The organism is Natronococcus sp. CG52 (genome assembly GCF_023913515.1).
Classification (GTDB): Archaea; Halobacteriota; Halobacteria; order Halobacteriales; family Natrialbaceae; genus Natronococcus; species Natronococcus zhouii.
Window position 1 is genome coordinate 83,393 of record NZ_CP099392.1, and the last position, 21,957, is coordinate 105,349.

Here is a 21,957-nt window from a genome sequence, read left to right on the forward strand (position 1 = left end):
AGGAAGAGGCCGGCGAATCTACTTGGCCGTTTCCCCGGCCGTGGGACGGTCGAGCAGTTCGATCGCGCGCGTCGCGGCGTCGCGAACCGACGGCTCCGGATCGTCCGCCGCGAGCGACTCGAGATTGTCGACCGCTTCCTTGCGACCGGCCAGGCCGAGCGTCAGCGCCGCGTTCGCCCGGACCGGCGCGTGATCGTCCTCGAGAAGGGGCCGAACTCGCGGAATCAGTTCGTCGACCGCTTCGGCGTCCGCCTGCGCGGCGTACGCGAGGAGACCGACGCCGACGCCCCGGATTCCCGGATCGCGCCGCTCGAGGAACGTCTCGATCGTATCGAGGACGCCGCGGAGTTCCTCCCCGACGCGGATCGGGTACTCGTCGCCGACGGCGTTCAGCGCGTCCGCCGCGCGCCACGGAACGGGATGTTCGGTGTCCGACGCGAGACGGTCGACCAGTGCCGGAACGAACGGCTCCACGTCGTCCGGAGACGCCTCGGCCAGCGACTCGAGCACTTCGCACGTCCCCGTCCGGACGAGGTGGTGATCGTCCTCGAGCAGTTCTGCGATCCGATCCGCGTAGTCGACGACCGTCTCGGGCCGTTCGGCCGCGATCCGCGTGAGTCCGGCCGTCGCCTGGACGCGGGTGGACTCTCGTCGATCGCGTTCCGGGCCGACGGCCGCCCCGACGTCGTCGCCATCGGGGTAGCCGTCGTCTCGCGGTGGCCCCGTCGGGACGACGCGCGCGTGACAGACGTCGAGCAGCGGTTCGACCGCGTCCGGCGCCGAACCCGGACGCTCGAGAGCGAGCGCGGCCAGCGCCTGGATCGCGGCGTCGCGTCCCGGTTCCCCGGGATCGATCCCGATCGTCCGGAGCGCCGGCACGAGCGTCTCGAACGACTCGGCGTCCGTCCGAATCGCTGCCCCCGCCGAGAGCGCCGCTCTGCGACGAACGTACGGATCGTCGTCGTCCAGCAACCGCTCGAACGCGGCCGCAGCGGCCCCGGGTGTCTCCGAACGGGCGTCGATCGTCTCCTCGAGACACTCCATCGCGATTCGGCGCGTCTCCGGGTCGCCGAGTACGAGCAGTTCGACGACCTCCGCGATGGGAACCTGCGCGGGATCGGAAGCGGCTGCGTCGCGAAGAGTCCTCGCGCGGTCGGTCGCGTCTTCTCCGGTCGAGATCATGATATGTCGTACCAAGTTTCGATCGCCCCTTATAGTTGACGTCGCCGAGTGATCGACCGGCGGCCGATCGCCGTGTCCTCCGGTATTTATTTGTTGATACGTTCGTAACCACTCTGGCACCGTGTCAGACTACGACGTAGCATTCATTGGAACGGGGCCTGAGCCCGACAACCCGGTATGGGGAGAAAGTGCGGCGATGGCGTACCACCACGCGGCCGCGTACGACGAGGACGATCGCTGCTCGCTCGTCGCCTGCGCCGACATCGTCGAGGAGAACGCGAGCGCGTTCGCCGATCGGAACGGCATCGACCCGTCGAACGTGTTCACCGACTACGAGGAGATGCTCCAAGAGGTCGAACCCGACATCGTCAGCGTCTGTACGCCGGTTCCGACCCACGCCGACATCGTGATCGACTGTGCGAACGCGGACGGCCTGCGAGCGATCCACTGCGAGAAGCCGATGGCCGACACCATGGCCGCCAGCCGGCGGATGATCGACGTCTGCGACGAGCGGGGCGTCCAGCTGACGTTCAACCACCAGCGGCGAGTCGCGACGCCGAGCCGGCGTGCAGCAGAGCTGGTCGAGGAGGGAGCGATCGGCGACGTCGCTCGAGTCGAACTCGCGACGAAGAACCTCTTCGACGCCGGGACTCATCTCATCGATCTCTGCAACAGCATCCTCGGCGATCGTCCCGCAGCGTGGGTGATGGGACAGATCGATTACCGCGAAGAGAACGTCCGCTACGGCGTCCACAACGAGAACCAGGCGCTCGCACGCTGGCAGTACGAGGACGGGACGGACGCCATCATCGCGACCGGCGACGAGAACCCGTTCATCGCGTGTGACGTTCGCGTGACGGGCACCGAGGGAGAACTCGAGCTCAACCCCGACGGCGACGCCCAGCTTCGGGCGAAGACGGCCGACGCCGCGGCGTGGGACGAGATCGACACCGACGAGCCGCTGGCCGACATTCCGGCGGCGGTCGACGACATCGTTCGCGGGCTCGAGACCGGCGAGGAACCGCAACTGAGCGGTCGGCGGGCGCTGGCGACGATGGAGATCATCCTCGGCTGCTACGAGTCGGTGCGCCGGCGCGAGCGCGTCGACTTTCCCCTCTCGATCGACGATAATCCGCTCGTCTCGATGGTCGAATCGGGCGACGTATCACCCGAGCCGGCCCCCGACGAGGTGGCGCCGGACGCCGACTCCTGATCGAGAGACGGCCAGCGATAAGCGAGCCGATCGCGTGTCCGCTCGCGAACTAATAATACGGTTCGTAACCGGCGACGAACGAATCGCTGCTGATCTCGGTCGTCGTAAGCGCACTGTCGTCGGGCGTAACTGATTCTCCGGTGTTGAAGGCGGTCTGAACGCCGATCAGGAGGATTCCCGAGTCGACGACCCGATTCCGGTCGTCGCGCTCGCCGCGGGCCGCCGCGAGGAATTCCTCCAGGAACGGTTCGTACATCCGGTCGAGTTCGTCGGTCGAGCTCCCGACCTGGACGGTTTGCGTGCGTTCGCCGACCGTCAGGAACCCGAACGTGCCGTCGCTGTCCGGGCCGTCGAACCGCAGCGTCGCCGCGGAGCCGTCCGCAAAGTCGATCGTCGCAACTCGTCCCGGGCCGTCGTTCGGCGCGACTCGAGTCCAGTCGGCCCCCGCCAGCAGTCGAACGCTGTCCACGAGGTGAACGCCGTAGTAAAACGAATCGCCGTAGCCGACGGAGAACGCGGTTTCCGTCGTCGTGTCGGCGAGCGACGAGACGGACGGATGAAACGGAAGTGACGAGCCGCCGAACAGCGGCGCGCCGCCTCGCATCGCCGCCCGCTCGATGGCGCGCACGTCGGCGACCGATCCCGCCAGCGGTTTGTCGATCATCGTCGGCACGCCCGCCTCGAGAAACGGCGTGGCGAGGCGACGGTGCGCGTTCCAGTCGACCGCGAGAACCATCGCCGCGTCGACGTCGTCGACCATCGCGTGCGGATCGTCGTACCGGCTCGCGTCGTAACGCTCGCAGAACTCGCGCGTGTACCCCCGCTCGCGTACGTCGCCGCCGTCCCAGACGGCTGCGATCGACACGTCCGCGCGGTCGAGAATACTCGCGAACGTTTCCGGGTGACTGGTGTCTAGCCCGAGTAAACCTAGCTCGATCATCGGGAACAACTCTCGTGGCTTGATATATAATTCTAATTACCGCCGTGATCCCCTACTTGCAACGACCTCGGATGTGCGAGTCGCGTCGCGCTTCGCCGCGAACTATCGCCGCGGCTTGCGCTCGATCGTGTCGTCGCCGGCGCCGACGACTGCACCGCCGCGCCGGGGATCGACGACGCCGACGAGTTCGCCGCGCTCTCGGTCGACGGCGACCATCTGCGCGTCGCCGACGTCGGTGACGGGAGCGTCCGGCACGTCGTAGCCGAGGGCTTCCAGGCCGTCGATCGTTTCGTCCGGGACGCCCGACTCCCACTCCCCGGTGAAGACGTACATCCGCGGGTGCTCGACCGCTTCTTCCAGCGTCATGCCGTACTCGAGGACGTTGAGGATCACGTCGGTCACCACCTGCGAGATGACGATCCCGCCGGGCGAACCGCAGGTGAACAGCGGTTTTCCGCCCCTGAGAACCATACTCGGCGCTGCGGTCGTGTTGTATCGGCGCAGTGGCCCGATCGCATTCGGTCCGCTATCGCGGAGCTGGCTCACCGAGTTGTTGAGGAAGAACCCGTATCCCGGAACGACCGCTCCGGTACCGAAGGCGGACGAGAGCGTCCCGGTGAAGGAGACGACGTTTCCGGCACCGTCGGCGACGGTGAAGTGGGTCGTGTTCTCGCTCTCCGGCGGTTCGTGTCCGCCCGGGACGTCGCCCTCGTCGACGCCGACCGGCGGGTCCGTCGTCCACGGCTCGCCGGCCTGGTGAGCCCACGGATCGCTCGGTGCGCCGAGGAGATCCGGATTCCGCGCGCCCCGATCGATCAGCTCGCGCCGTTTCGCGAGGAATTCGTCGTCGAGCATCCCCTCTACCGGCGCGTCGACGAACTCGGCGTCCCCGATCGTCCGCGATTTGGGGTCCTCCATTGCGGCTCGAGCCTGCCACGTGAGGTGGAATCGCTCGGCCGATAGCGAGTCGACGTCCGACAGGTCCAGCCCGTCGGCGATCTTGATGGCGCCCGGAGCGATCACGCCCCCTTCGACCGGTGGCGGTGACGAAATCACGTCGATCGGGTCGCCGTTCGCGATCGTCGGGTGGGGGTTCTCGTACCGGATCTGCGTCGGTCGGTCGATCGTCGGCCGGTACGTCTTCAGATCCTCGACCCGCATCACGCCGCCCGCGTCCTGTACCGTCTCGGCGATCGCTTCGGCGATCTCGCCGCGATAGAACGGGCGAATACCGTCGGCCTCGATCAGGCGGAGCGTCTTCGCGAGGTCCTCCTGGACGACGAGATCGCCCGCCTCGACCGGATCGCCTCCAGGCGCCCACACCTCGCGGGCGGCGTCGTTCATCCGCCACGCGGCGGCGCCCGCGATCCTGGCTACTCGAGCGTCGACCTCGAACCCCGATTCGGCCAGTTCCGCGGGCCGATCGACGAGTTCGCTGATCGACCTCGTTCCCCAGTTTTTCACCATGACGTCGAGACCGCGAAGCACGCCGGGCGTCCCGACAGATATTCCGCCGTAGAACCGTTCGGCAGCCGGCTTGAGGGTCCCGCCCTCGTCGTATCGAACGTCGGGCGAAGCGTCGATCGGCGCGCGGACCTGACAGTTCAGCGTGTAGGCTCGCTCGTCGTCGTCGGAGTAGCCCACCATCATTCCGCTCCCGCCGAGCCCGGAGCCGTACGGATCGACCACGCCGAGCGCCAACTGAACCGCTGCTGCCGCGTCGAAGGCGTTTCCGCCCGTTTCGAGGACCTCCGCGCCGATCTCCGACGCGATGGGGTGGGACGATGAGACGATACCATCTTGATCGCGAATCGCCGTGGTCTCCCAGCCGCCGTCGCCGTCTTCGGCGGCGCTCGCCGGACCCGTGGTCGCCCCCGAGAGCGCGACCGTAGCGGCCGCCCCCTTCATGAACTCCCGGCGCAGCGGTGCAACGGATTCGTCCGACGGCGTCTCTCCCTCTCGAGATTCTCTCTGATCGTCCTTCATACGATACTTTCAATATATTTTATTGTAATTAAGAGTGTCGGTGATTGATACTTTCTGTGGCGGACCGCGTCCGTTCGCGGCCGAACGCGGACCGCGGGACGACCGACGTCGCCCGGACCGAAGCCGAGCTACTGACGGTCCGATCCGGGCTAGACGTGTTCCGTCGGCCAGACGTAGAACTGGAGCGGGAGCGTCGCCGCGAGGAGCGGATCGCGGTGACGGACCTCGCGCAGCCGATCCTGAAAGCCGAACAGCAGGGTCGTCATCGAAAGGCGGTCGAGCGAGAGGTCCGGGTCGGCGGCGGAGCGCTCGACCGTGACGCCGTCCGGACCGTACGAGAGCCGAACGGACGCGTCGTCTCCCTCGAGACCCAGCGTGAGGTCGCCGCGCTCGGACCGGCCGCGTTCCAGCCAGCGCGTCTCGAGTTGGTCCTCGAACGCCTCGAGGAGGGCGGGGAGATCGCGGATATTGAGCTTTCGGTGAGGGCGCTGCGTCCAGAACCGGCTGTGGCGGTGGAACACGTCGTCGAGCGGGTGGCGCGGGTGGACACAGGCCGCGAGTTCGTTCAGGTCGTACATCGCGAGCACGTGCTCGAGCAGCGTCTCGACGCCGCGTTCGGAGCCGCCGAACTCCTCGATCGTGCGGCTTCGACTCTCCCGCGTGAGGCTGAGGTACGCCGGGCCGTCGGCGCCCTCGTACAGGAGCGTCTCGAGCCCCCGCTGGCCGAACACGATCCGACTCCGTTCTCGGTCGCGGTGTACGCGGTACGGTTCGGCCCCGTGAATCTCCCGAAGCGCGTCGAGGTGCTCGTCCGCACCGTCGTAGCACGCGACGGACTCGGCCGACGGTTCGGGCGTTCTCGCGAACGATCGGTCGGTGATCGTATACCGGAGTTCGGCGCCGGCGTTCTCGTACCCGAAGTGATTGTACCGCTGCCGATTGCCGCTGAGTTCCGACAGCGGGACGCCGGCGTCGTCCATCCGGTCGAACCAGAACTCGAGCAACTGGCTCATGTAGCCGTTTCCGCGGTACCGTCTGTCGGTCGCGACGCCCCCGATGCCCCAGCACTCGACGGTATCCTCGCCGACGACGAGCGTCTGCGGAACGGCGGCGACGTGGCTGACGATCCGCCCGTCCCGCTCGATGATCGCGTGGCGGTCGCTGCGTTCCGGATCGTAGCAAAACGGGAGTCGGGCGGCCATCCCGCCGCGCTCGTAGGCGAAGTAACGATCGAGCAGTGCCATCATCCGGGGGAAGTCGTCCTCGGTTGCGAGCCGCGGACTGTCGGTGTCCGTCATGCGATACCAAGCCAGAGGGGGTCATCTCACAAAAGCTTTGTCAGCCGCGTGATCGGCAGCGCGGGTAAACGCGGGACTCGGCCCCGCCGAGAAAAGAAGCGTTCCGGAACGTTCTCGGCGAAACTTATTTTGTCCGTACCGACAGCTAACGGTGCATGCGGATACTGTACATCGACTGCGACTCGTTGCGGCCGGACCACCTCGGCTGTTACGGCTACCACCGCGAGACGTCACCGAACATCGACGAACTCGCGTCGGCCGGCCGAACGTTCACCAACGTGTACGCGTCAGACGCGCCCTGTCTACCCTCGCGAACGGCGTTCTACACGGGCCGGTTCGGGATCCACACCGGCGTGATCAACCACGGCGGCCGCAACGCGGACGTCCGCCGACACGGCTCGCGGCGACGCGCGAACTACCCGGACCGATTCAGGACGCTGGCGTCGGCCCTGGGAGACGAGGGGATCCACGCGGCGATGATCAGCCCGTTTCCGGCCCGTCACGACGGCTGGCAGGTCGTCGAGGGGTTCCGGGAGCTGTACGATACCGGCGGCAACGGGAGCGAGCGCGCCGACGAGGTGTATCCATACGCCCGCGACTGGCTCGAGGAGCACGCGACGGAGGACGACTGGTACTGTCACGTCAACTTCTGGGATCCACACACGCCCTATCGCACGCCGGAGGGGTACGGGAATCCGTTCGCCGACGAGCCCGCACCCGAGTGGTTGACCGAGGACCTGATCGAGCGACACTACCAGGAGTCGGGTCCGCACAGTGCGCAAGATCTCAAGGGGTGGGGCGGAACGTGGGACTCGCCGCGAATGCCGCCGGAGATTTCCTCGCGGGAGGAGTTCAGGGAGATGGTCGACGGCTACGACGTCGGCGTTCACTACATGGACCGCTACATCGGCGAGCTGTTCGATCTCCTCCGCGGTGAGGGCGTCTTCGACGAGACGCTCGTCGTGATCAGCGGCGATCACGGCGAGAACCTCGGAGAACTCAACGTCTACGGCGACCACCAGCTGGCCGACGACAAGACGTGTCGGGTCCCCCTCGTCGTTCGCGGACCCGACGTGCAGCCGGGAACCGACGACGGACTCCGCTACCAGCTCGATCTCGCGCCGACGCTCGTCGACCTGATCGGCGGCGACGCGCCCGAGGGGTGGGACGGCCGGTCGTTCGCCGACGCGATCACCGACGGCGCCGACGGCGGACGCGACGAACTGGTCGTCAGCCAGGGCGCGTGGACGTGCCAGCGGGGCGTTCGCTGGGACGACTGGCTGTTGCTCCGGACCTACCACGACGCCTACCGGAGCGGCCTCGAGGACGTCATGCTGTTCGACCTCGCGAGCGATCCCCACGAGACGACCGATCTCTCGTCGGACAGACCGAACGTCGTCGACGACGGGTTGGCCAGACTTCAGCGCTGGCACGACGACCGCCTGCTCGAGGCGGCCCGCGGCGAGCGCGGGGGCAACCCGGACGCCCCGAACGGCGTCGCCGACCCGATGTGGCAGGTGCTCAGCGAGAAGGGACCCTACTACACGTGGGACCGGCTAGACGGCTACGTCGACCATCTGAAAGAAACGGGTCGCGAGGAACGCGCGGCGGAACTCAGGGAGCAACTCGAGTAAGTCGGACGGGAAGAGCGATCAGCCGAGCAGGCGGTTCAGCTCCGCGAATTCGTGTTCGGCGACCTCGCGTTCGTCGTCGCGGTCGTCCCGCGGGACGTGACACTCGTCGGTGACGTAGCCGTCGTATCCCGCCTCGGCGAGCGCGTCGAACAGCGGCCCGTGATCGACTGCGCCCTCGCCGAGCAGCCGCGGCTGGAACGTCTCGAGCCCGTCGTCGGTCTCGAGTTCGAACGCGCCCGGCCGACCCGGATCGTCGATTCGCTGTTCGTCCTTGACGTGGACGTGCGCGAGGTCGTCACCCAGCTTCTGGATCGACTTCGGGCCGAAGTCGTCGAGCGTGATGTACATGTTTCCGGCGTCGTGGATGGCGCCGACGTTCTCGCGGTCGATCTCCTCGAGTAGTCGTTTCGTCGAATCCACGGTTTCGATGATCGTGTGGGCGTGAATTTCGATGCCGATCGTCACGTCGTACTCCGCGGCGCGATCGGCCGCGCGAGCGAGCCACGCCGCGGCGCGTTCGTAGTCGTCGTCGGTCGCCTCTCGAACCGGCGGGCCGCCGGGACCGTGCCGGACGAGGTCGCAGTCGAGCGCCTCGGCGAACTCGAGGAACGTTTCGAACTCCTCGAGTTCCGCCTCGCACTCCGGCTGGGACTTGCCGACGTAGTGACCGGTGTACGTCGCCAGACACGGCACTGCCAGGCCGAGGTCGTCGAGGCGGTCGCGAAACGCGGTTACCTCCTCGAGCGAGCGGTCCACGTCGAGGTGGGGCTCCCGGCACATCGGCTCGAATCCGTCGTATCCGATCGACGCCGCGAGTTCGGCCGCCTCCTCGAGCGAGCGGTCGCGTAGCACTTTGCTAAACAGGGCTGTCCGTATCGCCATTGCAACTACGGTGCCGCTACTGAACCTTAAACACTGGTGTCCATTCTCCCTCGCTTACTCGCCGGATCCGCGAACGCGTTCGGCGAGCGCTCGAGCGGCGTCGAACACGCGGTCCTCGACCGACGATTCGAGCCGGCCGGGATACCGGCGAAACCGGGTGACGCCGCCGCCCTCGTACCCGCCCTCGGCGAGCATCCGTCTCGAGGGGACGTAGGTGAAACTGCCGCTCGTGTAGCCGGCGATCCAGACGGGACCCGACAGCTCCGCCTCGAGCCGAATTGCGTAGTCGACGACGACCTCTCCCGCGAGCGCGAGGAGCGTCAGGTCGTCGCCGAAGCCGACCGCTCGCAGCGGGTACGGGGACGTCGTCGGCAGTTCGCCCGCGGCGTCGAGACGCTCGAGCAGCAGCGTCGCGTGCCGACGCTCGTACGGATCGTCGGACCCCCGTAACGACTCGAGGTCGTCGCGGTCGTAGCCCTCGAAGGCGAGCGGAATCTCCTCGTGTGCGAGTCCCAGCGGGCCGCGAAGCTCTCGTCTGGGCGCCTCGAGTGCGGCCTCCACCGCGTTCGCCAGCGACTGCCCGTGCTGTTCCGGAAGCTCGGGTCTCCGACGCGGGTACGGGTTCTGGTCGCCGGCACAGCCGGTGAGAAACAGCGCGGTCGCGTCGGGGTATCGGTCCTCGACGGCCGCCATGGCGTAGCCCGGCCAGTCGCCGCAGTAGCTGTCGACCTTCCTCGTGGTGGCGTGACAGGCGTAGCCGAAGACGATCGCTCGAAGGGTGCCCGCCGACTCGACCGCGAGCACCGGAACGTCGTGATCGACCGGCCCGTCCGGATTGGGGCCGTGGACGATCCCGTCGGGCGTCGGACGCCGCCGGTTCATCGCGAACCCGCACCGAGCACGGCAGTACGCGAGCGTCGCGGGCCGGCGGTCCGCGAGCGCGTCGCCGACGAGTTCGATCAGGTCGTCCTCGAGGCGGTCCCGGTACGCCAGCGAGCGCTCGATCAGGTCGTCGTCGACGTCGTAGATCCGCCCGCGAAACTCCTGCAGGAGCGGCCCGCAGTGGGTGTGCGTGGCGGTGAACGCCACCGACTCCGGGCCGAGACCGAATCGGTCCGCGCACCGCCGCTCAAGGTTCTCGCGAAGCGCCGGCGGGATCGAGATCACCTCGACGCAGACGAGGACGAGCGTCTCGCCACTCGCGTCGCTCACCGCTAGCGCTTTCGCGTGGAGCTCCGTTTCGACGCCGTCGGCGGGCGCCTCCCGGGAGGCGAAGCCGGCGAGCCACAGCGATTCCTCGGGCGTGATGACGGTCGTCGCGGTTCCGGCGCGCCATCCGGGAGACGGAGCGTCCGTCGTCATCTCAGGTCCCGCAGCTCGTCGGCGTGCGTTTTGATCTTCCGGATCGCCTCCGGGATCGTCGCGATACCCGCTTCGTCGGCCAGCAGTACCGGATGGGAGTAGGCGACGTTCTCCCGACAGAGCCGTTCCGCGCCGGAAAGGTGCAGATTCCGGTAGTCGGGGACGTCGGTTCCCGGCGGAACGAGCCGCCGGACCTGGTCCCGGAAAAACGCGGGCTGTTTGTAGATCGGGACCTCGTAGCCGTCGTAGACGGGGACGCCTTCCGCCCGCATCGCCTCGATGAACCGGTCCCTGCCGAGTCCATCGAACGCCGCCGGATCGTAGCGAACGTTCTCGAGGCAGTAGCCGCGGGCGGTGATGCGATCGTCCCGCGGCTTCGTGCGGATCCCGTCGATCGTCCCGAGTTCCTCGATCAGTCGCGCCTCGTTTCGCTCGCGAACCTCGTTCTCCGCCGGCAGTTTCTCGAGTTGCGAGACCGCGAGGGCGGCCTGGAGGTCCGACAGTCGGGAATTCGACGACAGCGTGTAGTGACGGTAGCCGGTTTCGCCGTGTGCGCGGCCGATGTTCTGCATGGTCCGGGCCCGCTCCGCCAGCACGTCGTCGTCCGTCACGACGATGCCGCCCTCGCCCGCGGGCAGCGACTTCGACTCCTGGAACGAGAACGTCCCGAACTCGCCGAAGGTGCCGACCTTCTCGTCCCTCCACTCGCTGCCCTGCGCGTGGGCCGCGTCCTCGATCAGGAAGAGGTCGTGTTCCGCGCAGATCGGGAGCAGTTCGTCGAGGTCCATCGGGTAGCCGGCGAAGTGAACGCCGACGATCCCGACGGTGTCGTCCGTGGCCCGCTCGCGAACCGATTCGGGATCGATATTGAACGTCTCCGGGTCGGTATCGACGAACCGCGGCACTGCGCCGACGGTCGGGACGGCGCTCGCGCTGGCGATGAAGGAGTACGACGGAACGAGCACCTCGTCCCCGGGTTCGACGCCGACCGCCCGCAGAGCCAGTTCGATCGCGACCGTGCCGTTGCTCACGGCGATCGCGTGCTCGGCGTCGTGATACGCCGCAAACTCGTCCTCGAGGCGGTCGATCCACGATCCGCGACACCAGTTTCGACTCTCGAGGGCCTCGAGCACGTTCTCTCGGCACTCGTCCGTGACCCGCGGCCACTCGGGAACCGACAGCGCTTCGGCAGCCCTGGACCCGCCGTTAATGGCAAGTTCACTCATACCAACGTCGTTGGTGTCGGATCGTGCATAAGTCTTCGTCCGAATAACCGGTCGACGAGCGGATCTCGGTTCCGACGCGTTCGCGCTCGATTACGGGCGAAGAACGGCCTTGATAACACCGTCCCGCCGCTCGGTGACGGTCTCGATCGCCGTTTCGTACTCCTCGAGCGGGAACTCGTGGGTGACGATCCCCTCGGTCGTGAGTTCGCCGCGGCGAAACAGCGAGACGACGTCTTCCGTCGCGTGCGAGGCCGTGACGCCGCCGACGACCTCGAGCTCCTTCGCGACGATCTGGTTCGGGTCGATCTCCTTGCGTTCCCCGAAGACGCCGGTGAGGACGATCGATCCGCGCTTCCGCGTCGCCTGCAGACAGGTCTCGACGACGTCGCCGGCGCCGGCGGTTTCGACGCAGAGATCGACGCCGTCGCCGTCGGTGTACGAGCGAAGCGCGTCGACGGGATCCTCCTCCCGCACGTTGACGGTCAGGTCCGCGCCCAGCGATTCGCCGACGGCGAGTCGTTCGTCTCTCGTCCCCGTCAGCACGACGTCGTCGACGCCCTGAGCCTCGAGCAGTTGCACGCCGAACAACCCGAGCGAGCCGGGGCCGAGAACGGCCGCGGCGTCGGAGAACGACGTCTCGACGCGCTGGAGGCCGTGTAACGTACAGGCCGCCGAGTCGATCTGACAGGCCTCGACGTCGGAGACGTCGTCCGGGATCGGCGTCAGGGTGTACGCCGGAAACGCGGCGTACTTCCGGTAGCCGCCGGCGACGGTGAAGCCGATCTCCTCGAGGTCGTCGCACTGGTAGTACCGACCCTCGCGACACGGGGTGCAGGTGCCGCAGTAGACGAATCCGTGGAGGGCCACTCGATCGCCGACCGAGAGCGACTCGACGTCGGATCCGAGTTCGACGACTTCGGCACACACCTCGTGGCCGGGAGTCAACGGATACCGCGTCCAGGGTGGCCCTTCGCCGTGAATCAACCCGAGGTCGCTGCCGCAGATGCCGACGGTGCGAACGCGAACCAGCGCCTCGTCGGCGCTGGGTTCCGGCCGCGGCTGCTCTTCGTCCCATATCTCGCCGTCACCGTTCGTGACTAGTGCCTTCATGCTATCTCGACCGGACTGTGATCGCCGCCAGTCCTCTGTAGAGGGTCCGGGATGCCGGTCACTTAAATCTAGCCTCGAGTGAACGATCCGCGTCGAGGGGAGCCTTTATCACCTCGTCGCGAAATCACCAGCGTGTATGGACGCGATCAACTCGGCAGACGCACCCGATAGTATCGGACCGTTTTCGCAAGCGGTCGTTCACGACGACACCGTCTACGTCTCCGGACAGGGGCCGGTGAATCCCGACACGGGCGAGGTCGACGTCGAGAGCATCGAGGAGCAGACCGCACGGACGCTCGAGAACATCGGCGCGATCCTCGAGGAAGCAGGCACGTCGCTCGAGAACGTCGTCAAGGCGAACGTCTACGTCACCGATATGGACGATTACGACGCCGTAAACGAGTCCTACGCCGAGTACGTGTCGGAGCCGTACCCGGCGCGCTGCGCCGTCGAGGTCTCCGACCTGCCGATCGACATCGGCGTCGAGATCGAGGTCGTCGCGGCGCTGTGAGGAGACGGCGCGTCGTCTCGCGAGCGGTCGTTTTTTCGACGAACGAAGTGTGAGATGGCGAACCGACGAGCCGCCGGCGGGATCAGAGATACTGCACGAGTTCGGTGACGACCTCGTACAGGTAGTTGCCGACGATCCCGACGATCGCGAGGTAGCCGACCACGCCGAGGGCGGTGACGAGGCGACCGTTCGAGTGCGACCCCATGACGTCGTCGCTGCTGGCGAGCGCGAGGATGAGGAAGCCGAGGATCGGGAACGCGACGACGGCGGCCGCCTGCGCGATGCGAAGCAGTTCGACCGGATCGCCCTCGAAGATCAGGACCACGACGAGTCCGAACAGCACGGCGACCGTCGACCATATTTTGACCGGGCGGCCGTCCATCGAGGGATCGCGGCCGAGGCCGTCGACCAGTAACGTCGCGCCGATGAGCGCGTTGACGACGAGCGAGGAGAGGCTCGCGAAGAAAAAGCCGAGCGTGAACAGGTAGAACGCGCCCGAGCCGGCGACGGGCTCGAGCTGTGCGGCCATCCCCGTCGCCGAGAAGACCGGCTCTCCCGCGCCGTAGATGACGCTCGCACTGGTCAGGAGGATGACCGTAACGATGAGCCCCAGCACGGCGATGCCGAGGATGCTGTCCATGCCTTTCTCCGACAGCTGGTCGACGCCCCACTCCTTCTCGCGCACCAGGTAGCTCTGATACGTCGCCGCGGCGATCGAAAAGGTCGTCGCGGCCATCCCGAGCGCGAGGAGTGCGGCGTCGAGGTCCGGAACGCTGGGAACGATTCCGGTGGTACTCGCATGGACGTCGAAGCCGACGGTCGCGAGCGTCCCGACGAACGCGAGCAGCATCACGCCGACGACCGCTTTCACCAGCAGTTCGACCTTGTCGTACAGGTCGGGCAACCAGAGGAAGCCGATCGCCGCGAGCGAAAAGACGGCGGCCCACAGGCGAACGTCGTACCCGACGAGCGCGCTGGTAGCGAATCCGATTCCGGCGTTGTTTCCGGCCTGAAAGGCCAGAATCGCGAGGAACCCGAACGATCCGCCGGCGGTCGCGACCGTCGATCCGTATCGCTCCCGGGTAACCTGCAGGATCGTCTTGCCGGTGACCAGTCCGATTCGCGCGGCCATCCAGGTGTAGGCGATCATGAAGACCGTCGCGACGATCGGGACCCAGAGCAACTGATAGCCGTACAGGCTGCCCGCGATCGTGCTGAGCGCGATGCTTCCCGGACCGACGACGACCGCCGCGAGAACGAGCGCCGGGCCGATCGTCCGAATTTGGTTCCACACCGCACCGCCCGACACGACCCCCGAAATTCGTCTGAACATATACGGTACTACGTTATCACACACCATAAATAACCATCGGCGATACAGTCCGAATCCGGTACAGGATCCCTCGACGGCCGCCGCGACAGCCACTGCAAAGTATGACCGTAAATACGCGCGCAGAGCATGGATCCGGTCGCTCTCGCCGCCGAGTGGGTGGTGGTCACACCCATCACAAGTTACATTAGGAACTAGTCCGTCAACGAAGACGAACGAATGCCTGCTAGCTTTGTACGCGTAGAGATGCCAATGTCTACCCCCAGTACCGACGAGAGGCGTCGTCTCACTGCGACCGACGTGACCGAAGACGGGGTGCGCCGAACATGAAGTTCGGCGTCTTTCTGAACCAGTACTACACGCCGGACGGGGACTTCGAGGTTACCGATCTGTACGAGCAAGCCGAACTGATCGAGGGCGTCGGCTTCGACGGCGTCTCGCTCGGGGAACGACACGTCCACGAGGAAGGCGTCGTCGAACCGATCGCGGGGCTCTCCGCGCTCGCCGCGCGAACCGAGACGCTCGACCTCTCGACGATGGCGATGCTGCCGATGCTGTACAACCCGCTGCACCTCGCCGAGTACGTCGCGACGATCGACCGACTCTCGGGCGGCCGCATGCACTTCGGCGCAGCGGTCGGCTATCGCGAGCGCGAGATCGAGCCGTTCGGTATCGAGATGGAGGAGCGATCGAAGGCGATGATCGAATCGCTGCACGTGCTCAAGCGGCTGTGGACCGAAGAGAGCGTCAGTCACGACGGAACGCAGTGGTCGTTCGACGACGTGTTCGTCAGTCCCCGTCCGAAAGAGTCGATGCCGGTCTGGATCGGCGGCCACGCGGACATCGCGATCAAACGAGCGGCCTACCGCGGTGACGCCTGGATCGCGAGCGCGTCCTCGACGACGGCCGACCTCGAGGAGCAGATCGGTGTCTACGAATCGTCACTCGAGGAGTTCGACATGGATCGCGACGACAACGAGGTCATCCTCATGCGGGATTGCTTCGTCGCCGATTCGGTCGAAGAGGCGCGAGAGACCATCGAGCCCTACCTCCTGGAGCTCTACCGGATGTACGCCCGCTGGGGACAGACCTACATGGACGAACACGAAGTCGAGGTCGACTACGAGGAACTCGAGGAGAAGTTCGTCATCGGCTCCCCCGCCGACTGCGTCGAACAGCTTCGCGAGTACGAGGAACTCGGCGTCGATCAGGTGTACGTCCGCTGTCAGTTCCCCGGACAGCCCCAGGAAACGACGCTCGAGACGCTCGAGCGCTTCGGCGAGGAAGTCATCCCCGCGTTCGAGTGACCATGGCCAAATCCGATACCCCAACGACGGACGTCAGTACCGGCGACGAAACGAACGCGCCGACCGTCGGCTACGTCGGCCTCGATCACCACCACGCCGAGCCGTACTTGCGGACGCTCGAGACGCTTCCGGCGACGGTGGCCTGCGCGTGCGAACCGAACGACGCGTTCGACGTCGAATCGGTCGCGAGCCTCGGAGACGTCCCGGTGTACGGCGATCTGGAGACGATGCTCGCGGACGCCGCGCTCGACGCGGTGTTCGTGACGCTCTCGAACCGGGACACCCCGACGGCCATCGAACGGGCGCTCGAGCACGGCGTCGACGTCTACACGGAGAAGCCGGCGGCCCGCACCGCCGCGGAGCTCGAGTCGCTGATCGACCTCGCGGCGCGCACCGACGCGACCGTCTGCGTCTCCTACCCGTGGCAGGGCCATCCGATCGCCGAACAGCTGAAGTCACATCTCGACCGCGGCTTCTTCGGCGACCTCCGCGGATTCGAGGCGCGGTTCGTCGCCTCGCAGCTCGAGCATCGCGACGCCGACCACTTCATCTTCGACGCGGACGCGAGCCGCGGCGGCATCCTCCAGTGGCTCGGCATCCACTGGATTCAGCTCCTCGCGTGGCTCGTCGACTCCCCGATCAGCCGGGTGAACGCCAGCACGGCCGCCGAGTTCGACGGCGTCGACGTCGAAGACGGGGCGACGCTCCAGCTGGAGACCGAAGCCGGCGCACTCGGGACGTTTCACTGCGGGTATTACCTGCGCGACGGCGTCTACGACACCCGGCTGAACCTCTACGGCAGCGGCGGCCGGAGCAGCTGGGATCCGATGGGACGGACCTTCGGCTTCGAGGGGGAGACGTCGCTCGAACTGGAGTCGACGGACGACGACTGGGGCGCCACGCCCCACCGGACGATCACCCACGAGTACGAGGAGGGGGCCGGCTACGGCGGCGCGTGGGGCCGGGAGTTCGTCGAGGGGTTCTTCGACGCCCGCGAGACGGGGACGGACCCGCCCGTCACGCTCGAGGACGCCCTGACCGTACTCCGGATCCTCGACGCCGCGTACGAGTCGGCCGAGACGGATCGGTGGGTTGCGGTCGAAACGTAACAGTAGATAGCACGGTTTCGCTATTCAGAATTCCGTGTGAAACTCGCGTTACGTGCAGGCGAACTGCGTCTCACTTCGGACCAACCCATTTTCTTGCGGTGGCGCGCGCTGTCGACTGCCCGAGCGCGAGCGAGGGCGGTCGACGACGCTGTGTGAGGGGCGAACGAGCGCAGCGAGTGAGTCGGCTGGGGAGGGCGTGGTGATCCTGTGTTCGTGCGAGGAGGACCTGATCCTGGAGAATTACCGCGAAATCCCTGGCCTCTTTCAGTCCCACCCGACGGCGGTTGGCCGGAACTGCAGATTCGACGCCGGACGTTCCATCCGCTTCTCTACGTAACGATTCGACCGACTCAGATTCAGAACCAGACTAAAGAAATCGATTACCAACTATTGGTGAGATTCGTTCTCAGCGTTCGACGACGTGGTTCTCGAGCGTTCCGACGCCCTCGAACTCGACCTCGACGACGTCGCCGGGCTCGAGCGGGCCGGGTCCGAACGGGGTGCCGCTCGCGATGACGTCGCCCGGCTCGAGCGTGATGAGTTCCGTCACTTCGGCGACGAGTTCCGAGACGGAGAAGATCATCATGTCGCGCGTCGTCTCCTGTTTCGTCTCGCCGTTGAGCCGGAGCTCGAGGCGCGCGTCGTCGGGAACCTCGTCGGGCGTCGCGAGCACCGGTCCCATCGGGAGCGAGGCGTCGAACGCCTTCCCGCGGACCCAGTTGCGCTCCTCGGCCTGGTCGTCGCGATTCGAGACGTCGTTGACGCAGGTGAACCCGCGAACGACGTCCATCGCCTCGTCCTCGCTGACCTCGCGGCACTGCTCGTCGATGACGATGCCGAACTCCGCCTCGAACTCGACTTCGTCTCGTCCGGGCGGCAGTTCGATCGCGTCGCCGTGGCCGGCGACGCAGTTCGGGGTCTTCAGAAACAGTTCGGGTCGGTCCGGCAGGTCGTCGAAGCCGGACTCCTCGCGGTGATCCACGTACCCGCCGGCCTGGCAGACGATCTTCGTCGGATCGCTGGGCGGCAGGAGGGTAACCTCGTCAGGGTCGTAGCTTCGGTTGCCGGTTTCGATACCGCTGTGGGTCCACGTCCCGGTCCGGGCGAGGCCGGACGGATCGCTAAATCGGACGGTGCGCATCTGTGTGCGATCATGGACCTACCGGATTAACGTTCTTTCGGTCGTCGTAACGGGTCGGCGGAGTCGGTTGAACCGGGCACGTCCCGGTCAGAGCTACTCGCCGTTCTCGCCGTCGTCCTCGTCGCCGTCGTCCGTCGCGCCCTCGAGGGTCAGCGTGATTTCCTCGTCGTCGTCTCCGACGGAGACCTCCTCTTCGACGGGTTCGAACTCGTCGTCCGTGCTCTCGGCGACCACCGTGTAGTCGCCTTCGTCCTCGAGGGAGACGGTCACTTCGCCGCCCTCGATCTCCTGGCTGTACGTGTACGAGAGGGGATCGTCCTCGAGGTCGACGGTGACCTCGACGCCCTCCGAGATCGGCTCTCCGTCTTCGTTTTCCAGGCGGATCGTCAGCGATCCGGGACCCTCGTCTTCGCCCTCCAGTTCCTGGTCGTTCAGTTCTTTCTCCTCGTCGTCATCGTCGCCGTTCTCGTCCGCGTCGTCGCCGTCGTCCCCCGCACAGCCCGCGAGCGCGATTCCTAGGCCGGTTGCAATCGTTACACTAACCTGTCTTCGGGTGAGACGATTCGTTCTCACACCGGATACGTACTCGGTATATTATATAACGTTTACCCGGACCGTTCGGTCAGCGGTACTCGTCTAGCCGAACGGCCTCGTCGCGATTGCTCGAGTCGTAAATCGCGCGGAGTACCCGCTGGACGGTCAACGCGTCCTCGACCGTCCTCGAGAAGCCCTTTCGCTCTCCGTCCAGGGCCTCGAGGAACGCGCGATCCTCCGCCAGGTGCATGTCAGCGACGTCGACGGCCAGCGTCTCGTCGGCGCCGTCCGTCCGGGCGTCGAAGAGGTCGACGTCCGGTTCCGTGACGTCGAACTCGACGCCCGCGTCGGTCCCCCGAACGACGCACTGCTGCGACGGCGGCCGCGTCGCTCGCCAGGACGTTTGAACGGAAATCGACCGGTCGTCGGCACACCGCAACAGCGCGAGGGCCGAATCCTCCACGTCGTACTTCCCGAACTCGCTTCGGGTGACGCCGGTCACCTCGAGGACGGTCGGGTACTCGAGCAGGTACAGCGCCAGATCGACGACGTGGACGCCGAGATCCATCGCGACGCCGCCGCCGGCCAGGTCCGGATCCGTGAACCAGCTTCGCCCCTCGCCGGGCAGCGCGTCCCGTCGAAGGTAGTTCACGTCGACGTGGCTGATCGAGCCGAGTCGGCCCTCCTCCCGCAGCGTCACGACCCGCCGCGTGAGGTTCGAGAATCGCATCGTGAACCCCACCGCGCAGAACGCGTCGGCGTCGTCGGCCGCGGCTGCGATCCGCTCGGCGCTCTCGAGGGAGTGGGCCAGCGGCTTTTCGAGGAGGACCGCGCGTCCGCTGTCGAGGGCGTCGGTCGCGACCCGTTCGTGAACGCGGTTCGGAACGCAGACGAACACCGCGTCAGTGTCGGTACTCTCGAGCATCGTCTCGTGGTCCGCGTACGTCGAAACGCCGTACTCCGCCGCGAACGACTCGCGCGCGTCCGCGCTCACGTCCGTGCCGGCGACGAGCGTCGCGTCCAGTCGATGAATCCGGTTCGCGTGAATGCGGCCGATCGTTCCGAGTCCGACGATCGCGACGCGGGGGGCCGTCCCGCTCATGACGAACGGCTCACCTCGACCGGCCGGTCGGTCGTCGCGGATTCGTACGCCGCTTCGACGACGGCGACCGCCTCGAGCGCATCCACCGGCGTGACGGCGGGGTCGTATCCGTCGGCGACGCTGGTAACGAAGTCCCGGAGCAGCCCCGCGTTCGGGTCGGTTCCGCAGAAGACCGAGCGGACCCCCTCGTCCTCGCCCGAGGCCTTCGTGTGGACGAGCGACTGGTCGAAGCAGTCGACGGCGATCGTTCCCTCGCGCCCGACGAACTCGAGCGTTGCGTCTCCCCACGTGTGCCACGCGTCCGGCTTGCTCCAGGAACCGTCGAGCAGGAACGTCGTTCCGTCCGTCAGCCGCATCGAGAGTACGTTGACGTCTTCGACGTCGATATCGTGAAACCGGGTTCCGGTCTCCGCGTACACCTCGTCGACCCGCTCGCCGGTGAGGTGTGACACCAGATCGACGATGTGGACGGTGTGATCCATCACCGCGCCGCCGCCGGATTCGTCGGGATCGACGAACCAGCCGCCGGGCATCCGTCCACGGTTCGTGCCGGAGATCGATCGGAGCTCCCCGATTTCGTCCGACTCGAGAGCCTCCTTCGCTCGCCGTGCGGGTTCGCTGAATCGGAGCGGCATCGCCACGCCGAGTCCGATATCGGAACCCTCCCAGCGGTCGACGATCTCCCGAGCCGTCTCCGCGGACGGCGCGAGCGGTTTCTCGCACAGGACGTCGACGCCCACGTCGGCCGCCCGGTCGATCCACTCGGCGTGGCGAGCGTTCGTCGAGCAGACCAGCGCGCCGTCGATCCGCTCGAGTAGCGCGTCGGCGTCGCCCTCGGGAACGTACTCGACACCGTGGCGATCGGCGGTTTCGCGACCCCGATTCGGATCTTCGTCCGCGATGCCGACGAGTTCGGCGCCCTCGCGATCGCAGAGCAATCGCGCGTACTCGTCCGCGTGAACGTGTGCCGCCGACAGGATTCCGACGGAGACGGTTCCAAGGGTAGTCATCGACCCACCTCCGCCGGCGAGACCGGTTCCCCACGTTCGGCCGAGCGCCGCGCGGCGAGCGCGAGGCGCAGCGATTCGACCGCGTCCTCGGGACCGACCGCCGGCTTCGAATCGGACTCGAGAGACGAGACGAAGTGCTCGAGTTCGCGGCGGTATCCGTCCTCCGAGAGCGGCCGTTCGACCGTCGATCCCTCCTCGTTCCAGCGAACGTACGGCTCGTCGGTTGCGCTCGAGAACTCGACGAGTCCGTCGTCACCCGCGAGTTCGAGTTCGTACGTCAGCGGTCTTTCCGAGGGTTGTGCCCACGAGGCTTCCACGTATCCCACCGCCCCGTTCTCGAAGCGGAGCGTGGCGAAGCCGTGTGCGGAAGTCGACTTACCGCTGGTTCTGGCGAAGACGCGGTCGACCGGTCCCCAGCACCAGCGGAGGTAATCGAGATCGTGAATCGCCAGGTCGACGAAGATGCCGCCGCTCTTCTCCGGATCGGCGAACCACTCGTTCGAACCCCAGTCCGGGAACGGGGAGAGCCGACGCGCTCGCGCAACGCCGGGCGAACCGATATCCAGTTCGCTCGCCCGTCGGTACGCCGGCACGAATCGAACGACGTGGCCGACCATGCAGGTTACGTCAGCGTCGTCGACGACCGCGGCCAGTTCGCGAGCGCTGTCGAGCGATTCCGCGATCGGTTTCTCGAGAAAGACGTCGAGTCCCGAGTCGACTGCGGTTCGGACGATCGGAAGGTGCGTGTGCGTCGGCGTGCAGACGTCGACGAAGTCGAGGTCCGCGCGGTCACACATCGCGTCGACGTCGGTGTACGCCTCGGCGTCGAGATCGAACTCCGCGATCGTCTCGTCGGGACCGCTCGGAGACGAGAGTGCCGCGATCTCGACGTCCGTCTCTCTGTACGCCTCGATGTGCGTCCGCGCCGTGAAGCCCGCGCCCGCGATTCCGACACGCATGTTGCTGTAAATGACTACCACGGGACGGATAATCGTTTGGTCCACGGTGGCTCTCGAGCGAACCGTACAGCTTCGGTCCGCGATCGACGAGGGGAACACGGAGCGCGCTTACGGAGCGGAC

Annotated in this window: 19 protein-coding genes; 5 read left to right on the forward strand and 14 right to left on the reverse strand. The window is 66.6% G+C overall.

The window, feature by feature from the left end; all coding sequences use genetic code 11:
- Positions 1–18 precede the first annotated feature (18 nt).
- On the reverse strand, positions 19–1,182 hold the full coding sequence (locus NED97_RS20090) for a HEAT repeat domain-containing protein (protein WP_252490861.1): 1,164 nt from the start codon (positions 1,180–1,182) through the stop codon (positions 19–21).
- Between the two features lie 196 nt (positions 1,183–1,378).
- Between NED97_RS20090 and NED97_RS20095 the strand changes: the two genes are divergently transcribed.
- On the forward strand, positions 1,379–2,395 hold the full coding sequence (locus tag NED97_RS20095) for a Gfo/Idh/MocA family protein (protein ID WP_252490862.1): 1,017 nt from the start codon (positions 1,379–1,381) through the stop codon (positions 2,393–2,395).
- Positions 2,396–2,444: 49 nt separating this feature from the next.
- On the opposite strand, the gene NED97_RS20100 is transcribed toward NED97_RS20095, so the two are convergent.
- The 3 genes from NED97_RS20100 to NED97_RS20110 form a co-directional block, all read right to left on the reverse strand.
- Positions 2,445–3,335, reverse strand: coding sequence for a Gfo/Idh/MocA family protein (locus NED97_RS20100; RefSeq protein ID WP_252490863.1), 891 nt, complete (start codon positions 3,333–3,335; stop codon positions 2,445–2,447).
- 102 nt (positions 3,336–3,437) lie between these two features.
- Entirely contained in the window at positions 3,438–5,321 is a 1,884-nt protein-coding gene (ggt, locus tag NED97_RS20105; protein WP_252490864.1) for a gamma-glutamyltransferase, read from the reverse strand.
- A 149-nt stretch (positions 5,322–5,470) separates the two neighbouring features.
- Positions 5,471–6,619: a GNAT family N-acetyltransferase gene (locus NED97_RS20110; protein WP_252490865.1), complete on the reverse strand. Its 1,149-nt coding sequence runs from the start codon at positions 6,617–6,619 to the stop codon at positions 5,471–5,473.
- Between the two features lie 155 nt (positions 6,620–6,774).
- Here NED97_RS20110 and NED97_RS20115 point away from each other — a divergent pair, with 155 nt between their 5' ends.
- Positions 6,775–8,253, forward strand: coding sequence for a sulfatase family protein (locus NED97_RS20115; RefSeq protein WP_252490866.1), 1,479 nt, complete (start codon positions 6,775–6,777; stop codon positions 8,251–8,253).
- 18 nt (positions 8,254–8,271) lie between these two features.
- On the opposite strand, the gene NED97_RS20120 is transcribed toward NED97_RS20115, so the two are convergent.
- From NED97_RS20120 to NED97_RS20135, 4 genes are all read right to left on the reverse strand, one after another.
- Positions 8,272–9,135 carry a sugar phosphate isomerase/epimerase family protein gene (locus tag NED97_RS20120; protein ID WP_252490867.1) on the reverse strand — a complete coding sequence of 288 codons (864 nt, stop codon included), beginning with the start codon at positions 9,133–9,135 and terminating at the stop codon, positions 8,272–8,274.
- A gap of 54 nt (positions 9,136–9,189) precedes the next feature.
- Positions 9,190–10,497 (reverse strand): hypothetical protein, encoded by a 1,308-nt coding sequence (locus NED97_RS20125; protein ID WP_252490868.1) that lies wholly within the window; start codon positions 10,495–10,497, stop codon positions 9,190–9,192.
- Entirely contained in the window at positions 10,494–11,723 is a 1,230-nt protein-coding gene (locus tag NED97_RS20130; protein WP_252490869.1) for a DegT/DnrJ/EryC1/StrS family aminotransferase, read from the reverse strand. Before NED97_RS20130 ends, NED97_RS20125 begins: the two co-directional genes overlap by 4 nt.
- 90 nt (positions 11,724–11,813) lie before the next feature.
- Complete coding sequence (locus NED97_RS20135; protein ID WP_252490870.1) at positions 11,814–12,833, reverse strand: zinc-dependent alcohol dehydrogenase; 1,020 nt, start codon at positions 12,831–12,833, stop codon at positions 11,814–11,816.
- Between the two features lie 136 nt (positions 12,834–12,969).
- Here NED97_RS20135 and NED97_RS20140 point away from each other — a divergent pair, with 136 nt between their 5' ends.
- Complete coding sequence (locus NED97_RS20140; RefSeq protein ID WP_252490871.1) at positions 12,970–13,344, forward strand: RidA family protein; 375 nt, start codon at positions 12,970–12,972, stop codon at positions 13,342–13,344.
- Positions 13,345–13,426: 82 nt separating this feature from the next.
- Here the strand turns inward: NED97_RS20140 and NED97_RS20145 are convergent, their stop codons facing one another.
- On the reverse strand, positions 13,427–14,677 hold the full coding sequence (locus NED97_RS20145; protein WP_252490872.1) for an Nramp family divalent metal transporter: 1,251 nt from the start codon (positions 14,675–14,677) through the stop codon (positions 13,427–13,429).
- A 323-nt stretch (positions 14,678–15,000) separates the two neighbouring features.
- Here NED97_RS20145 and NED97_RS20150 point away from each other — a divergent pair, with 323 nt between their 5' ends.
- Both NED97_RS20150 and NED97_RS20155 read left to right on the forward strand, forming a co-directional pair.
- Positions 15,001–15,981, forward strand: a complete 981-nt coding sequence (locus NED97_RS20150) for an LLM class flavin-dependent oxidoreductase (protein ID WP_252490873.1) — start codon at positions 15,001–15,003, stop codon at positions 15,979–15,981.
- Positions 15,982–15,983: 2 nt separating this feature from the next.
- The gene (locus NED97_RS20155) at positions 15,984–17,090 is read left to right on the forward strand and encodes a Gfo/Idh/MocA family protein (RefSeq protein WP_252490874.1); all 1,107 of its coding nucleotides are present in this window, start codon (positions 15,984–15,986) and stop codon (positions 17,088–17,090) included.
- 406 nt (positions 17,091–17,496) lie between these two features.
- On the opposite strand, the gene NED97_RS20160 is transcribed toward NED97_RS20155, so the two are convergent.
- From NED97_RS20160 to NED97_RS20180, 5 genes are all read right to left on the reverse strand, one after another.
- Positions 17,497–18,231, reverse strand: coding sequence for a fumarylacetoacetate hydrolase family protein (locus NED97_RS20160; protein WP_252490875.1), 735 nt, complete (start codon positions 18,229–18,231; stop codon positions 17,497–17,499).
- 93 nt (positions 18,232–18,324) lie between these two features.
- Positions 18,325–18,804, reverse strand: a complete 480-nt coding sequence (locus NED97_RS20165) for an S-layer protein (RefSeq protein WP_252490876.1) — start codon at positions 18,802–18,804, stop codon at positions 18,325–18,327.
- A gap of 49 nt (positions 18,805–18,853) precedes the next feature.
- A complete protein-coding gene (locus NED97_RS20170; RefSeq protein ID WP_252490877.1) occupies positions 18,854–19,867 on the reverse strand; it encodes a Gfo/Idh/MocA family protein in 1,014 nt (337 codons plus the stop codon).
- On the reverse strand, positions 19,864–20,877 hold the full coding sequence (locus tag NED97_RS20175) for a Gfo/Idh/MocA family protein (protein ID WP_252490878.1): 1,014 nt from the start codon (positions 20,875–20,877) through the stop codon (positions 19,864–19,866). The genes NED97_RS20170 and NED97_RS20175 overlap by 4 nt, the downstream gene beginning before the upstream one ends.
- Positions 20,874–21,836 carry a Gfo/Idh/MocA family protein gene (locus NED97_RS20180; RefSeq protein ID WP_252490879.1) on the reverse strand — a complete coding sequence of 321 codons (963 nt, stop codon included), beginning with the start codon at positions 21,834–21,836 and terminating at the stop codon, positions 20,874–20,876. The genes NED97_RS20175 and NED97_RS20180 overlap by 4 nt, the downstream gene beginning before the upstream one ends.
- Positions 21,837–21,957 lie beyond the last annotated feature (121 nt).

Excerpts from the sequence above, each read along its gene's own strand:
- NED97_RS20120 (WP_252490867.1), bottom strand. The coding sequence starts at position 9,135 with ATGGCGATACGGACAGCCCTGTTTAGCAAAGTGCTACGCGACCGCTCG.
- NED97_RS20100 (WP_252490863.1), bottom strand. The coding sequence starts at position 3,335 with ATGATCGAGCTAGGTTTACTCGGGCTAGACACCAGTCACCCGGAAACG.
- NED97_RS20140 (WP_252490871.1), top strand. The coding sequence starts at position 12,970 with ATGGACGCGATCAACTCGGCAGACGCACCCGATAGTATCGGACCGTTT.
- NED97_RS20090 (WP_252490861.1), bottom strand. The coding sequence starts at position 1,182 with ATGATCTCGACCGGAGAAGACGCGACCGACCGCGCGAGGACTCTTCGC.
- NED97_RS20145 (WP_252490872.1), bottom strand. The coding sequence starts at position 14,677 with ATGTTCAGACGAATTTCGGGGGTCGTGTCGGGCGGTGCGGTGTGGAAC.
- NED97_RS20135 (WP_252490870.1), bottom strand. The coding sequence starts at position 12,833 with ATGAAGGCACTAGTCACGAACGGTGACGGCGAGATATGGGACGAAGAG.
- NED97_RS20125 (WP_252490868.1), bottom strand. The coding sequence starts at position 10,497 with ATGACGACGGACGCTCCGTCTCCCGGATGGCGCGCCGGAACCGCGACG.
- NED97_RS20130 (WP_252490869.1), bottom strand. The coding sequence starts at position 11,723 with ATGAGTGAACTTGCCATTAACGGCGGGTCCAGGGCTGCCGAAGCGCTG.
- NED97_RS20110 (WP_252490865.1), bottom strand. The coding sequence starts at position 6,619 with ATGACGGACACCGACAGTCCGCGGCTCGCAACCGAGGACGACTTCCCC.
- NED97_RS20175 (WP_252490878.1), bottom strand. The coding sequence starts at position 20,877 with ATGACTACCCTTGGAACCGTCTCCGTCGGAATCCTGTCGGCGGCACAC.
- NED97_RS20155 (WP_252490874.1), top strand. The coding sequence starts at position 15,984 with ATGGCCAAATCCGATACCCCAACGACGGACGTCAGTACCGGCGACGAA.
- NED97_RS20150 (WP_252490873.1), top strand. The coding sequence starts at position 15,001 with ATGAAGTTCGGCGTCTTTCTGAACCAGTACTACACGCCGGACGGGGAC.
- ggt (WP_252490864.1), bottom strand. The coding sequence starts at position 5,321 with ATGAAGGACGATCAGAGAGAATCTCGAGAGGGAGAGACGCCGTCGGAC.
- NED97_RS20180 (WP_252490879.1), bottom strand. The coding sequence starts at position 21,836 with ATGCGTGTCGGAATCGCGGGCGCGGGCTTCACGGCGCGGACGCACATC.
- NED97_RS20115 (WP_252490866.1), top strand. The coding sequence starts at position 6,775 with ATGCGGATACTGTACATCGACTGCGACTCGTTGCGGCCGGACCACCTC.
- NED97_RS20095 (WP_252490862.1), top strand. The coding sequence starts at position 1,379 with ATGGCGTACCACCACGCGGCCGCGTACGACGAGGACGATCGCTGCTCG.
- NED97_RS20160 (WP_252490875.1), bottom strand. The coding sequence starts at position 18,231 with ATGCGCACCGTCCGATTTAGCGATCCGTCCGGCCTCGCCCGGACCGGG.
- NED97_RS20170 (WP_252490877.1), bottom strand. The coding sequence starts at position 19,867 with ATGAGCGGGACGGCCCCCCGCGTCGCGATCGTCGGACTCGGAACGATC.